Origin of the sequence: Peribacillus sp. FSL K6-1552 (assembly GCF_038005205.1) — a bacterium.
Taxonomy (GTDB): Bacteria; Bacillota; Bacilli; order Bacillales; family DSM-1321; genus Peribacillus; species Peribacillus butanolivorans.
Genome location: NZ_JBBOST010000001.1, coordinates 1,580,212 through 1,593,545 on the forward strand (window position 1 = coordinate 1,580,212; position 13,334 = coordinate 1,593,545).

Annotated in this window: 14 protein-coding genes; 10 read left to right on the plus strand and 4 right to left on the minus strand. The window is 38.6% G+C overall.

Annotated features, from left to right (window positions below; all coding sequences use genetic code 11):
• Window positions 1-300: 300 nt before the first annotated feature.
• Entirely contained in the window at window positions 301-1,995 is a 1,695-nt protein-coding gene (locus NST21_RS07625) for a M3 family oligoendopeptidase (protein ID WP_340888571.1), read from the plus strand.
• Between the two features lie 392 nt (window positions 1,996-2,387).
• On the plus strand, window positions 2,388-3,431 hold the full coding sequence (locus NST21_RS07630) for a YkvI family membrane protein (RefSeq protein ID WP_340888572.1): 1,044 nt from the start codon (window positions 2,388-2,390) through the stop codon (window positions 3,429-3,431).
• A gap of 56 nt (window positions 3,432-3,487) precedes the next feature.
• On the opposite strand, the gene NST21_RS07635 is transcribed toward NST21_RS07630, so the two are convergent.
• Together NST21_RS07635 and NST21_RS07640 are read right to left on the minus strand one after the other, a co-directional pair.
• Complete coding sequence (locus NST21_RS07635) at window positions 3,488-4,114, minus strand: hypothetical protein (protein WP_056530635.1); 627 nt, start codon at window positions 4,112-4,114, stop codon at window positions 3,488-3,490.
• Between the two features lie 204 nt (window positions 4,115-4,318).
• The gene (locus NST21_RS07640; RefSeq protein WP_082527747.1) at window positions 4,319-4,495 is read right to left on the minus strand and encodes a YkvS family protein; all 177 of its coding nucleotides are present in this window, start codon (window positions 4,493-4,495) and stop codon (window positions 4,319-4,321) included.
• Window positions 4,496-4,951: 456 nt separating this feature from the next.
• Between NST21_RS07640 and NST21_RS07645 the strand changes: the two genes are divergently transcribed.
• Entirely contained in the window at window positions 4,952-5,146 is a 195-nt protein-coding gene (locus NST21_RS07645) for a hypothetical protein (RefSeq protein WP_340888574.1), read from the plus strand.
• Window positions 5,147-5,197: 51 nt separating this feature from the next.
• Here the strand turns inward: NST21_RS07645 and NST21_RS07650 are convergent, their stop codons facing one another.
• A complete protein-coding gene (locus NST21_RS07650; protein ID WP_340888575.1) occupies window positions 5,198-5,689 on the minus strand; it encodes a sigma-70 family RNA polymerase sigma factor in 492 nt (163 codons plus the stop codon).
• 551 nt (window positions 5,690-6,240) lie between these two features.
• Window positions 6,241-7,068 carry a thermonuclease family protein gene (locus NST21_RS07655; RefSeq protein ID WP_056530624.1) on the minus strand — a complete coding sequence of 276 codons (828 nt, stop codon included), beginning with the start codon at window positions 7,066-7,068 and terminating at the stop codon, window positions 6,241-6,243.
• Between the two features lie 235 nt (window positions 7,069-7,303).
• On the opposite strand from NST21_RS07655, the gene NST21_RS07660 reads away from it, so the two are divergent.
• From NST21_RS07660 to NST21_RS07690, 7 genes are all read left to right on the plus strand, one after another.
• The gene (locus NST21_RS07660; RefSeq protein ID WP_340892477.1) at window positions 7,304-7,882 is read left to right on the plus strand and encodes an ABC transporter ATP-binding protein; all 579 of its coding nucleotides are present in this window, start codon (window positions 7,304-7,306) and stop codon (window positions 7,880-7,882) included.
• Window positions 7,882-8,667: an ABC transporter permease gene (locus NST21_RS07665; protein ID WP_340888576.1), complete on the plus strand. Its 786-nt coding sequence runs from the start codon at window positions 7,882-7,884 to the stop codon at window positions 8,665-8,667. The genes NST21_RS07660 and NST21_RS07665 overlap by 1 nt, the downstream gene beginning before the upstream one ends.
• Window positions 8,668-8,883: 216 nt before the next feature.
• Window positions 8,884-9,150 carry a phosphocarrier protein HPr gene (locus NST21_RS07670; RefSeq protein ID WP_053345137.1) on the plus strand — a complete coding sequence of 89 codons (267 nt, stop codon included), beginning with the start codon at window positions 8,884-8,886 and terminating at the stop codon, window positions 9,148-9,150.
• On the plus strand, window positions 9,150-10,868 hold the full coding sequence (gene ptsP, locus NST21_RS07675; RefSeq protein ID WP_340888578.1) for a phosphoenolpyruvate--protein phosphotransferase: 1,719 nt from the start codon (window positions 9,150-9,152) through the stop codon (window positions 10,866-10,868). The genes NST21_RS07670 and ptsP overlap by 1 nt, the downstream gene beginning before the upstream one ends.
• 315 nt (window positions 10,869-11,183) lie before the next feature.
• A complete protein-coding gene (locus NST21_RS07680) occupies window positions 11,184-11,969 on the plus strand; it encodes an SDR family oxidoreductase (RefSeq protein ID WP_116821748.1) in 786 nt (261 codons plus the stop codon).
• A 47-nt stretch (window positions 11,970-12,016) separates the two neighbouring features.
• Window positions 12,017-12,883 carry an NAD(P)-dependent oxidoreductase gene (locus NST21_RS07685; RefSeq protein ID WP_056530852.1) on the plus strand — a complete coding sequence of 289 codons (867 nt, stop codon included), beginning with the start codon at window positions 12,017-12,019 and terminating at the stop codon, window positions 12,881-12,883.
• 67 nt (window positions 12,884-12,950) lie between these two features.
• Window positions 12,951-13,316, plus strand: coding sequence for a hypothetical protein (locus tag NST21_RS07690; RefSeq protein WP_056530615.1), 366 nt, complete (start codon window positions 12,951-12,953; stop codon window positions 13,314-13,316).
• Window positions 13,317-13,334: the final 18 nt, after the last annotated feature.

Sequence of the window (13,334 nt, forward strand, 5' to 3'; positions counted from 1 at the left end):
TATTAAACCAGCACCTTTAATTAATAAATTAGGTGCTGGTTTTTTTTGGTCGTTTTATCGATTTTCTCGCACAAATAAACCTGTGGGTTTACCTGGTTTGGTTAGCACATACAAGGGGGAACATGGCTAGGGAAATCCGTATTTGTTTCTAGGTATAGGCAGGTTTTTCTTTTTACTGTGGCGAATTTAACTATATCACGATAACCATTAAAAGGAGGATGTATAAGACGGCTTCTATTGATGGTAATTGTGGTATTTAGGCAAATGTCTTAGATAAAATGTATAAAAAGGAGTGTACATATGAAATTTAATGAGTATGAATATAAACGTCCTGAAATGGATGAAATCAAATCGAAGTTCACGAAAGTTTTGGAGAAGTTTAGGGATGCACAAGAAATAGACATTCAAGTGAAAGCGATGGAAGAAATAAATGAAATTCGAAATTATGTAGGTACCATGTTAAATTTGGTCTATATTCGACATTCCATTGATACAAATGATGAATTTTATAAAGCTGAGAACGACTATTTAGATGAATTCTCTCCTGAAATGGAGGAGCTGACTTCCATATTTTATACTGAGCTTGTTCGGTCGAAGTTTCGTCGGGAGCTTGAGATGAAATGGGGGAAACAACTATTTGACCTGGCAGAGGCCCAACTCAAAACGTTTTCACCTGAGATTATTCCGCATCTGCAAAAAGAAAATAAACTATCAAGCGAATATTCACAGTTAATCGCCTCTGCAAAAATTGAATTTGAAGGAGAGGAGCGTACACTTGCACAGCTTCAGCCTTTTATGGAGTCAGCGGACCGTGAGTTAAGAAAAAATGCAAGTGAAGCATATTACAGCTTCTTTGAAAAACAACAGGCAGAATTGGATCGAATATTTGATGAACTTGTGAAAGTACGGCATGAAATTGCGACTATGCTAGGGTATGAAAATTTCGTCGAGCTCGGATATAATCGAATGACAAGGACTGATTATAATGCGGAGATGGCTGCTGCATTCCGTAAGCAGGTGAGAGAGGATGTGGTACCGCTTGTTACCCGATTGAAGGAACGTCAGCGTGAACGGCTTGGATTGGAGAATCTATGCTATTTTGATGAAAATTTTCAATTTAGAACGGGGAATGCGATCCCTAAAGGTGATGCTGAGTGGATCATCGAAAATGGCAAAACGATGTACCGTGAACTTTCACCTGAAACGAATGAGTTTTTTAATTTTATGATAGATAACAATTTGATGGACCTTGTGGCGAAGAAGGGAAAAGAAAGTGGTGGTTACTGTACCTTCATAGAAGATTACAAAGCTCCATTTATCTTTTCAAATTTCAATGGGACCTCCGGAGATATAGATGTATTAACACATGAGGCGGGTCATGCATTCCAAGTATACCGGAGCCGTAACCACGATATTCCGGAATATTACTGGCCTACATATGAGGCTTGTGAGATCCATTCGATGAGTATGGAATTTCTTACATGGCCATGGATGGAGCTGTTTTTTAAAGAAGATACAGAAAAGTATAAGTTCTCTCATTTAAGTAGCTCACTTGTATTCCTGCCATATGGGGTAGCTGTGGATGAATTTCAGCACTTCGTCTATGAAACTCCCGACGCCTCTCCACTTGAAAGAAGACAGGCGTGGCGTAAAATCGAGAAGGATTATTTGCCTCACCGTGATTATGAAGGAAATGAATTTTTAGAAAATGGAGGATATTGGCAGCGTCAGAGCCATATCTATCAGTCTCCATTTTATTATATCGACTATGCATTGGCTCAAATCTGCGCCTTCCAATTTTGGAAAAGATCAGTAGAGGGGGATGTGGCGGCTTGGGAAGATTATTTGAATCTGTGCCAACTTGGAGGCAGCAAGTCTTTCCTTGGTCTCGTAGAATCGGCGAATCTGAAGTCACCATTTGCTGATGGGACAGTTCAGTCCGTGGTCAAGGTGATCGATGAATGGCTTTCCTCTGTCGATGATCAAACATTATAAAAGGTGATGTGCTGAGTTTTAAGTGGAAATATTTTTTGTAAGTATCACAATAAATTCCATGATGAGCCACAACTTAATCGTTGTGTTAAAACGCTTGAGGATATTTTTCCTTAAGCGTTTTCTTTACGTTCCCTGCCAAGTGAACTAACATGTATCTATTGTTTTGGGCTATTAGATACTATTCATTTCTCATTTACTCAGTCCTGTGTTTAAGGTTAATGTTCTTAGAAAGTTTAAAAGGGGCATCTCTAAAATAAGTCTACTTTATATATTGTTTGAAAGAGTTTAATATCAACAAGATTATTTTACAGAGCCTAAATCAATAGGGAATATTACTTGGCTTGTCTTAAATGCCTCCACCTGACATATAAATGTAGGGAGGAGGGGAAAGTATGCTGTCAAGGTGGTCAGGGATTTTTCAGATTGCAGCCGTTTATGTAGGTACAGTCGTTGGAGCTGGTTTTGCAACTGGAAGAGAGATTGTCGAGTTTTTTACCCGTTATGGCATTTATGGCTTTATCGGGATTTTAATAGCAGGTTATATTTTTATTTTTACCGGAACGAAGATCATGCTTATTTCTACAAGGATAAGAGCTACTTCTTATGAAGAGTTCAATCAATTTTTATTCGGTAAGAAGTTAGCAGGAATCATCAATATCTTTTTCCTTATCATGCTGTTAGGTGTGACGGCCGTCATGATTTCGGGTTCAGGGGCAGTTTTCGAGGAACAACTTGGCGTTCCTAAAAGTGTGGGAAGCTGGTCTACCATCATCTTGGCATCATTAGTTCTGATGATGGGGATGCGCGGCGTTTTTACAGTCAATTCTTTTGTTGTTCCAATCATGATCTGTTTTAGTTTGATTCTCTTTTTCTCTACTTTGGGAAATGGTGACTTTTTGTCTTTTCTTACGCAAGTTCCTGATGAAGGGATTTCCTTGAAAATGATTTTCTCCCCATTTGCATATACAGCCTTTAACCTGGCTTTAGCGCAGGCCGTTCTGGTTCCGGTTGCCAATGAAGTCCGCGACGAAAAGATTATTAAGCATGGGGCCATCCTTGGCGGTATCTTTCTCACAATAATCTTACTAACTGGGCATTTTTCACTTATGACACTTCCAGATGTAACTAGCTATGAAATTCCCTCGGCGGTTATTATGAGAACTGCAGCTGGGCAGTTATATTGGATGTTTATTTTGGTGATTTACGGGGAAATCTTCACTTCGGTTATTGGGAATATTTATGGATTACAAAGGCAAATTAGCAGCTATTTTAAAGTACCAAGCATGCTAATCATAGCTATTATTTTTTTAATAGCTTTGATCATCAGTGAATACGGATATGGAAGGCTATTAGGATATATCTATCCAGTATTTGGATACATAAGTCTGCTTTTTTTAATGCTGGTCTGGAAAAGCAAGGCAGGGAAGGAGAAATGAAAAATGGAGGGAAAAGAAGGTATGGGCTTTTCCCTCCGTCTGGAGTCAATGAATTATTATTTTCTCATCAGCGTTTTAGCCATCTCTAGAAAGGCATCTCGGTAATCTTGATTCCTCTTAGTGAACATTGTTAAGCGGACAGGGGATTTTTCACCTTTGAGCAAAATGGATGTAATCACATCATCCCCTCTTACGACTTCAAACCCCGACCCGTTATCAACGTCAAGTGCTGGATCCTCAATTGTTTCTGAAAGACTTTTCAGTTGGGTTTGGACATTTTCTTCGACTTCATCCCAATTAACATCACCCGTTAATAATTCAATTCTCATAAAAATGGAGTCATCTGTAGTCAGGAATACTATATCTTTACCTGGCTCCTCAGCACTTAACTTATATTGCTGCAGAACATAGAGGCTGAATGGTTGATTATCGCTATTTTTTAAGAAAGCTGTTTCTTCTTTAGCCTCCCCATTACTTGTATATTGCAGATTTTGTTCCATTAGTCTTACTTTGTTGTTATGGTCGGAATTGCTATCATTGCCATAAGAAGCACCGCCTTTGTTCTCTTCCTTCACTGAATCTTCCTGTGGCTCAGCCGTCTTATCATCTGTGGTTGTCCCACAGCCAGTCAGCAGAAATGCAGCCAATGTGGCTCCACCTAAATAAGGTGTCCAATTAGTCATCTTTTTTCCTCAACTTTCTGGAATGTTTTCTAATGTGTGTTAAGTGATTTCATGCCTTCCAAAGGTCTGGTGATGAATCAACTTTTATATATAGACGGTATGAAATGAAAAAAGTTACAAAAAATAACAGATTTGAACGAATTATTAATTAACTAAAGTGAAAACGGAATGGTTTGAGAAACCATTCCGTTTGATTACATTAAATTACCCTATGATTTTATAGTTCTTATGATTGACGACCGTTTTCTGTTCAAGTTCTAAATCACGGTAATTTTCCATATACGTGACGTCCACGATTACTGAGTTCTCGTTCACTTTCTCGACGATTCCTTGTAAGCCTTCTCTAAATTCAATGATATTTCCGACTTCCGCTTTCTTCATGGTAATCATCCTTTCCCATTTCATTTTCAATGATCAAAAAGTAACTATGGAGTAATTGGATTATTCGAACATCTTGCCGTTTAGATTTTGACCTGGGGAGTGCAAGTAAGAGAATTAGATATCTCTTCGGTCGGCAGAGCAGTAGGTTGAACTTTTAAAGAAAGTAAAAATTGAATAAAGCAGTAGTAATGATATGGCATATTTTGGTATCTTATGTAAGCGCAGCTATGCCAACCTTTATGTAAATAGATGGTATTTAAAATGCCAATCAATTTACATTATGATATTTTACTATACAGTTTGCACTATTTTGGGTGATTCGTAAAGAATAATGTAGTAAAGTAAGGAACAAAAAAATCTGATTTATATTTGGAGTTAGGCTTATGTTAAAATAGAAACGGAATTTCTCCTGTCTGATTATTATTGAAACGATTAAAAATTAAGGAGGATATTAGAATGGATGCTCAAGAAGCGAAAGATGTACTTGATAAATTGGCAAACCGTGAAATGGATGAATTCAGGATAAAAAAGGAAGACTTTTTAGGTTTTCGTGAAGTGCTTGTGAAAAGAGAAGACTTTAAACATTTTCGAGGAAATGCCCAGCATACCGGTGAAATAATTTATACTTATTTAGAAGAAGCGAGAAGTTAAGGGAATGGATATTAGGGGTGGCTCAGTATGATGAGCCACCCCTTGTCCTATTTACCAAGAAAAATCCGTTTTTTTCCTTAATTTAAGGAGGGCGGATTTGCGCCATGATTTAACGGCTGCAGTGGTTACCTGATACATATCAGCAATTTCGGATATGGTTTTATTCCCAATAAATGTATGGAGTAGCCGCCGTTGCTGGTTTAGTGTCAAGGTTTCCGTATAGATTAAGATATTTTCTAAAACGAAAGCCTCTTCATTCATGGTAAAACGGTCCTTAATTTCAAGGATAGCGGAATCAAATGGCCTGGTATGTGTTTCATATTTATGATGACGCTTTAGCTCGTTAATGATTCTGCCTTTTATTACGGTATAAGCAAAGTTCGAGAATTTTCCGTTTTCTTCATTGAACTTCTCATATGACTCCCATAAGGCAATCAAACCAATTTGGAAAAAATCATCCTTATTTTTATAGATTGAGAGAGAGCGGATAATGTGATGAATCATCGGGGTGAATTCAACCGTTACAACTGAGAAATCTTCCATTAGGCTACACCTTTGGAAAAGTGCACTTTACATGTATTCCCGGGTGCTTTTACCTTAAGTAATTCTCCCAGCAATAGCGAAATAGCCTAATGGTAAAATGGATGAAATAAAAGATGAGTTTTATGACTTTAAATAGTAATTTAATCAAGTGAAAAGTGAAATTTAGAAGTATTGTAAGGATTTTTGTATGTTCGGGATGATCAAATAATAAAAAACACATCCAAATGCTTGGATGTGTTAAATAAATTTACTAATTCATTTTCCGACAGGTTTTCAGATCTGGTTGATGACTTTTCATCTTCATTCAAAGTAAAGCCGTAAACATATGGAGCTGTTCTTTTCTTTTACCAGATAATTTTCTCACGCAGTTTAATGTCATCACTATTAATTATAAAAGTTAGTAATAGATAGAGGTCGACTTTCTCGATAAGTTGAAGATTAGTCTGGAATTTTACCTAGCGGGAACTAATACTAAGAACAGATATGTACCCATTTCACCTTTTGTATTTTATGTGAGATCTAGCAAAAATAATTCAGGGTGATGTATTTTGTTAACGCTGCGATTTACGGAATCCAGCATTTAGAGCGTCTTGTTCGGTACAAAAAAGTTCTTCTGGTTTAGTTATTTCGTAATATTGGCCAGTAGGTATGTGATAGATTTTATCGCCCTTAGAATTTATATTACCTTTAATTTCAGGTTTACTGCAGGATGAGCTTTTAGCGTTTTTTTTCTCTGTTACTACTTCAGTATTCGAATCATCAAATCCTTTTGAGGTTGCATAGTTTTCTATCGACCAGATGCCTATCTCTTCTTTTTGGGCTTGTTTCTGAATACCCTCTAATTCATCAATATATTTTGTGTTCGGGGCATAAACATAGGCGACACGGGCTAGTCCTTTTTCAAGCAGGAGTTTATTCACCATTTTTCCATCTACATAAAAATAGGCCAGCAGCCGTCCATATTTATCTCTCTCACTGATGCCGGTTTCTACTTCGACTTCCGAGCCTGCAGGCATTAACTCTTTGGTGAACTTGCTTGCTTCAGGTCCAAAAGGCTGAACAGGCTTGGAGGGATGTACGGTTTCTGGTGTATCTATTAATAGAAGCCTGACCGTTTCTTCATTTCCACTCGGCAGTTTAATTTTTACTGTATCTCCGTCGATGACCCTGACAATCTTGGCAGTGAACGTCTTGCCTTTTTCTTCATTTGAAGAATCGCTGCTGGATTTTGTGTCTGAATTGGACGTCGAATCCTCTTGATTAGTTGATTCATTAGTTAAGTTATCTGATACCTCCTGGCAGCCAACTAAAGTGATCATGCAGATGGCAATCAGGAGAAGCACATGCAGATAAGAATGAGAAAAGGAATTACGGTTCATTATTAAGCCTCCAGTTCAAAGATATTTTCCATGTAGTCATGGATATGTGGGCAGGAATAATACTAACCTATTAAAATGGGAAAGAAAATGAAAACTCATCAAGTTTTTACAAACTTTACTATCTACGATGACGAATGTTTCTTATAATAAAATCGTGGATAATGAAAGGTAGGCTTGAAAAAGTATGTTTAGGCTAGAAAAGATTAGATATAAAGGTATTTTAAATATTGAATGTATGAAAATTTCAGCAAATAGGGTTACTTGTTTGACTGGAGAAAGTGGAGCCGGAAAAACTTCACTGCTCCGATTATTGAACAGAATGAATGAACCGGACAGCGGCTCGGTCTTTTATCAAGATCAGCTGCTAGATACCCTCAATCCGATAGAGCATCGTCGTAAAGTCACGATGCTGTCTCAGACACCTTTCACTATACCGGGCACGATTGAAGAAAATCTTCAATTGGGTCTAGAATTGACAGATAGAGAAAAGAAAGCGAAGGCAGAGTTCGTGAAAGCCCTTGATACAGTTCTATTGCAGAAGTCTTTATCCGATGATGCGGAGATTCTGTCTGGCGGTGAGAAACAAAGGCTGGCACTGGCAAGATTACTTTTGTTAAAACCCGAAGTGTATTTGCTGGATGAGCCGACAGCAGGGCTTGATGAGGAAACAGAATTGAAGGTCATGAGCAGATTTTTAGCAGAAGTGAAGCGAGGAAAAGGAACGGTCATCATGATTACCCATTCCAAACAACTTGCGGACATATGTGCTGAAAAGATGATCATTCTGAAAAAGACGAAGGAGGGGGACTATTAATGGACAGTAACGGGATAATAGATATTGAGTTCTGGCGTCTATGTGCGGCCTATCTATTTGTTGTGCTGCTTCTTATTATCGTGAAGTGGCGCGGCATTTCACGGGAAAAGCAAATCATTCTCGCTACGGTTCGGATGACGGTCCAACTCATTCTCGCCGGTTATGTATTAACTTATATATTTGAAAATCCAAACCCATTACTTTCTATAGGGTTTTTATGTGCGATGTCCCTTTTCTCAATCCATAATATTTTTAAGCAAATATCATTTACGCTTAATAAGAAAATCAAACGAATGGTTATTCTTAGTATGCTGACAGGACCCTTGGCCGCTTTGTTTTATTTTAATCTAGTCGTCATTCATTTCACTCCATGGTATGAGCCGCGGTATTTTATCCCGATTGCAGGAATGATTGTCGGGAATGCGATGACTGGAGTTACATTAGCGTTAAAAAACCTGCATGACGGGATTACTAGTAATCGTGAAAAGGTAGAAGCAATGTTGATGCTTGGAGCCACTCCAGCAAAAGCGGTCAAAAAATATGTCGATACAGCATTTGATTCAGCCGTGCTGCCCACCCTGAACAATATGCTCGGTATGGGAATTATTTTCCTTCCAGGAATGATGACAGGGCAAATTCTGTCGGGGATCAGTCCACTCATCGCAATTGAGTACCAAATTGCCATACTGATTGGTATTCTCGGCAGTGTTTCGTTAACTGTGATTCTTTTCATTATGCTGAGTTTTAGAGCTTTTTTTACCAAAAATGCACAGCTATCCATTTAAACATTAAAGAACCTGAAAAGTAATAGTTGCAGTTCTATCCATATTTTTGTACTATTTTTTAGGTACTAGATAGTTTTGGTTTGTTTGTTGGGTATGATAATGCTATTCTGAAAAGGAAGAGGGCATTTCTTTTTTCGTTACTTTTTCTAACTGAATAGGGAATACCGCTTACATAACCTATTTTTTGTTATTTTATCTTAAAGGAGATTGATTTATATGGTAGAAAAAACATTTACAGTAACTGCAGAAACAGGTATACATGCTCGTCCAGCTACATTGCTTGTACAAGCTGCCGGAAAGTTTGATTCAGAAATTAACCTTGCACATAAAGAGAAAAAAGTGAACCTTAAGTCTATTATGGGTGTAATGTCTCTAGGTATTGGTAAAGGAGCAGAAATTACTATTTCTGCTGAAGGAAGCGATGAAAATGATGCTCTTAAAACACTAACTGACACATTGAACAGAGAAGGATTAGCAGAATAATGTCCACTTTGATAAGTGGAATAGCAGCTTCTAACGGAATAGCCATCGCTAAAGCCTATCGACTAATTGAACCAGAATTATCAGTTGAAAAAAGAAGCATAGAAGATGTCGAGGCGGAAATATCCCGTTTTAAGGAAGCTATTCAAAAATCAACAGTTGAATTAAAAGTAATAAGGGATAAAGCCGAACAGGATTTAGGAGCAGATAAGGCTGCCATTTTTGACGCACACCTACTTGTATTGGCTGATCCGGAACTTATAACTCCAATTCAGGATAAAATTCAATCGGAAAACGTCAATGCTGAGTTTTCTTTACATGAAACTGCAAGCATGTTCATTACTATGTTTGAACAAATGGATAATGAATATATGAAGGAACGTGCTGCAGATATTCGTGACGTTACGAAACGGGTGCTGTCGCATCTTTTAGGCGTACATATTCCGAATCCTAGCATGATTGCTGAAGAAGTGATCATCATTGCTGAGGATTTGACGCCTTCTGATACAGCTCAATTGAACCCAGTTTACGTTAAAGGATTTACGACCGATATCGGTGGACGTACATCTCATTCAGCAATTATGGCACGTTCATTAGAAATCCCAGCTGTTGTTGGGGCTAAATCGGTAACCGATTCCATTGTAAATGGCGATTTGATCATTGTAGATGGATTGAAGGGTGAAGTGCATATTAATCCTACCCCTGAACTCGTGAAACGCTATGAAGAGTCCCAGGAAGCCTATGCTTCACAAAAAGCTGAGTGGGCGAAGCTAGTTCATGAACAAACGGCTACACAAGACGGTCATCATGTTGAACTGGCTGCCAATATCGGCACGCCTAAGGACCTAGAAGGTGTTCGCCAAAATGGCGGTGAAGGAATCGGCTTATATCGGACGGAGTTTCTTTATATGGGCAGAAATGACTTTCCAAGTGAAGAAGAGCAGTTCGAAGCATACAAAACTGTACTGGAAGGTATGGCAGGAAAGTCTGTTGTCGTCAGAACGCTTGATATAGGCGGAGACAAAGAGTTGCCATATTTACAGCTTCCTAAGGAAATGAATCCATTCCTTGGATACCGCGCGATTCGTCTCTGTTTAAATGAGCAAGAGATTTTCAGGACCCAGCTTCGTGCCCTGCTTCGGGCAAGTATCTACGGAGACTTAAAGATCATGTTTCCGATGATTGCTACATTATCTGAATTCCGGGAGGCTAAAGCCATCTTGGCAGAAGTGAAGCAAGAATTACTTGATAATGGTGTCCAAGTTGCTGAGAAAATTGAGGTCGGAATCATGGTTGAAATTCCATCAACTGCGGTTATGGCAGACATTTTTGCTAAGGAAGTCGATTTCTTTAGCATAGGCACGAACGACCTGATTCAGTATACAATGGCTGCTGATAGAATGAATGAGAGAGTTTCTTATTTATATCAGCCATATAATCCAGCGATTCTACGCATGGTTAAAATGGTCATTGATGCAGCTCATAAAGAAGGAAAATGGGCTGGAATGTGTGGCGAGATGGCAGGAGATGAAGTAGCTATTCCAATTTTAATCGGAATGGGTCTCGACGAATTTTCCATGAGTGCCACTTCGATTCTAAAAGCACGCTCCTTGATTAGCCAACTTTCGCTTGATGACATGAAAAAACTGTCTCAGGATGTTTTGGTGATGGATACAAATGATAAAGTGAAAGAAGCTGTACTTAAAGCAGTAAATATATAATCAAAAAAGTCAGCACTTCATCCACAGAGAAATCCTCGGATGGAGTGCTGTAAAATTTTATATTACTTTTTTTAAAAAAATGTTTAATGAAACACCATGTGGGTATATAAAAGCAAGCACAGTTGTTTAGCTCGATTAGAGCAGCTGACATTCTCATTTCCCCCTTTGACGCCGGTTGGGCTTCCCAACCGGCAATTTTTTGTGTGTTTTAAGAGAACTTCAAAAAAACACACGAAAAATGATTATTCAGATTTTTCACTTTTCAAATGAAACGATATAATGAAAGTATATTTTAATGAAAATGGGGGATTTGGAATGGACTTACATTTGCAAAAGAAAAATGCTTTGATTTTGGCTTCAAGCCAAGGATTGGGGAAGGCAATAGCGGCAGAACTAGTTAAAGAAGGAGCCAATGTCATGCTTGCCAGCCGTGATGAAAAAAAACTTGCGGCTGTGCAAAGAGAATTATCACAGCTTGGGGCAGGCAAAGTGGCTTATATGGTAACGGATATAACAAAACCTGAAGATATTAAAACCTTAGTTGAGCAAACTGCAGTAGAGTTTGGGGGTATTGATATCCTTATTAATAACGCTGGAGGTCCTCCAGGGGGTGCATTTTCTGATTTCAATGATGAAGAATGGCAACAATCTTTCGAACTGAATTTACTGAGCTTCATTCGGACGATTCGAGAGAGCCTGCCACATCTAAAAAAACAAGGTGGTAAAATTGTTAATATTGCTTCTTCGTCTATTAAGGAGCCGATTCCAGGACTTGTATTATCGAATACATTCCGGACTGCAATTGTTGGATTATCAAAAACGTTAGCTTCTGAGTTAGCTCCAGACCAGATATTAATCAATACGGTTGGTCCGGGTAGAATCGCAACAGACCGCATTCAGCATCTTGATCAATTTAATGCAGAGAAACAGGGAGTCACTACTGAAGAAATTACTGAAAAATCGATAAATAAAATCCCTCTTGGCCGTTATGGGGAACCTGAGGAATTTGCGAGATTCGTTACTTTCCTTGTCTCAGGGGCTAATACATACTTAACTGGCCAGTCCTATTTAGTTGATGGAGGCATGGTAAAGTCTATTTAATAAAGTAATTAATATAAGTAGAATTGAGGAGATTGGTCTTGACGAAAATGAACACAGTAATCGGATTTATTGGTATAGGAGTAATGGGAAAAAGCATGGCCGGCAATCTACTAAAGGCAGGATATGAGGTATATGTCTATACTAGGACGAAAGAAAAGGCAAGCGATCTAATCTCTCAGGGGGCAAAATGGGCAACAACACCTAAGGAAATCGCACAGCAAACTAACGTAATTATCTCCATGGTTGGATACCCAAGCGATGTCGAAGAAATATATCTTGGTGAACATGGGCTTATCGAGAATGGAAAAAAGGGTACCTATTTAATTGATATGACTACGTCCACGCCTTCTTTGGCCGTAAGAATAGCTGAAGAAGCGAAGAAAAAAGGCATGGAAGCACTTGATGCCCCCGTTTCTGGAGGGGATATCGGTGCACGGGATGCAAAACTTACCATTATGGTCGGCGGAGACATTAAGGCCTTCGAAGCTATTCAGACAATTTTTGATATCATCGGCAGCAATGTTGTCTATCAAGGTCCAGCGGGATCGGGACAGCACACGAAAATGTGTAATCAAATTGCAATTGCATCTAATATGATCGGGGTTACTGAAGCGATCTCTTATGCCAAAAAGGCCGGTTTGGATCCAGACCGCGTTCTGCTGAGCATATCATCGGGGGCTGCCGGAAGCTGGTCACTGTCTAACCTTGTACCTCGAATGGTCAAAGGTGATTTTGAACCTGGTTTTTATATCAAGCATTTTATTAAAGATATGAAAATTGCACTTGATGAAGCGGAAAGAATGGGAATGGATGCTCCTGGATTAACCTTGAGCAAATCCTTATATGAGAACCTTGCAGAAACGGGCGAGGAAAATAGCGGTACTCAGGCTTTATATAAACACTATAATAATTAAAGTGCTACCTTCTCTTTCTTTTGAATAAGCTGAAAGCGACAGCCTTTACAAAAAGGAGCGATCGTTTATGGGCGAATTCGATGACATTAACATGAAATTTCAAGAATTAGAAGATGGCCGATACATTGTCCGGATTGAAGGTTTTAAACGCGAAAAAACCATTAACCAAACAAAGCCCATTCGATGGGAGTTAAAATTAATGAATGAAAGTCCACTAATTCTGCCGGTGAAATTCAGCCATATTGAAACAAATGCCGGTTTCCAGATTCTGATGCGTGAGTTAAAAAGTTTAGGTCATTCGAAGCCGCGCTCCGCAAAGGAATTTGAAGAAGTGATGGCAGATTTACTTGGATCGATCGTTGAGGTGAGCCTTACGACAACAAATAAGGAAGAAGGTTATCGCGAAATTCGGTTTATACGGAGATTATATTAACCAAATAATAAGTTTTGT

Coding starts and splice junctions, on each gene's coding strand:
- NST21_RS07690 (WP_056530615.1), top strand. CDS start 12,951: ATGGGCGAATTCGATGACATTAACATGAAATTTCAAGAATTAGAAGAT.
- NST21_RS07665 (WP_340888576.1), top strand. CDS start 7,882: ATGGACAGTAACGGGATAATAGATATTGAGTTCTGGCGTCTATGTGCG.
- NST21_RS07660 (WP_340892477.1), top strand. CDS start 7,304: ATGAAAATTTCAGCAAATAGGGTTACTTGTTTGACTGGAGAAAGTGGA.
- NST21_RS07650 (WP_340888575.1), bottom strand. CDS start 5,689: ATGGAAGATTTCTCAGTTGTAACGGTTGAATTCACCCCGATGATTCAT.
- NST21_RS07670 (WP_053345137.1), top strand. CDS start 8,884: ATGGTAGAAAAAACATTTACAGTAACTGCAGAAACAGGTATACATGCT.
- NST21_RS07630 (WP_340888572.1), top strand. CDS start 2,388: ATGCTGTCAAGGTGGTCAGGGATTTTTCAGATTGCAGCCGTTTATGTA.
- NST21_RS07625 (WP_340888571.1), top strand. CDS start 301: ATGAAATTTAATGAGTATGAATATAAACGTCCTGAAATGGATGAAATC.
- NST21_RS07635 (WP_056530635.1), bottom strand. CDS start 4,114: ATGACTAATTGGACACCTTATTTAGGTGGAGCCACATTGGCTGCATTT.
- NST21_RS07685 (WP_056530852.1), top strand. CDS start 12,017: ATGAACACAGTAATCGGATTTATTGGTATAGGAGTAATGGGAAAAAGC.
- NST21_RS07640 (WP_082527747.1), bottom strand. CDS start 4,495: ATGAAGAAAGCGGAAGTCGGAAATATCATTGAATTTAGAGAAGGCTTA.
- ptsP (WP_340888578.1), top strand. CDS start 9,150: ATGTCCACTTTGATAAGTGGAATAGCAGCTTCTAACGGAATAGCCATC.
- NST21_RS07645 (WP_340888574.1), top strand. CDS start 4,952: ATGGATGCTCAAGAAGCGAAAGATGTACTTGATAAATTGGCAAACCGT.
- NST21_RS07655 (WP_056530624.1), bottom strand. CDS start 7,068: ATGAACCGTAATTCCTTTTCTCATTCTTATCTGCATGTGCTTCTCCTG.
- NST21_RS07680 (WP_116821748.1), top strand. CDS start 11,184: ATGGACTTACATTTGCAAAAGAAAAATGCTTTGATTTTGGCTTCAAGC.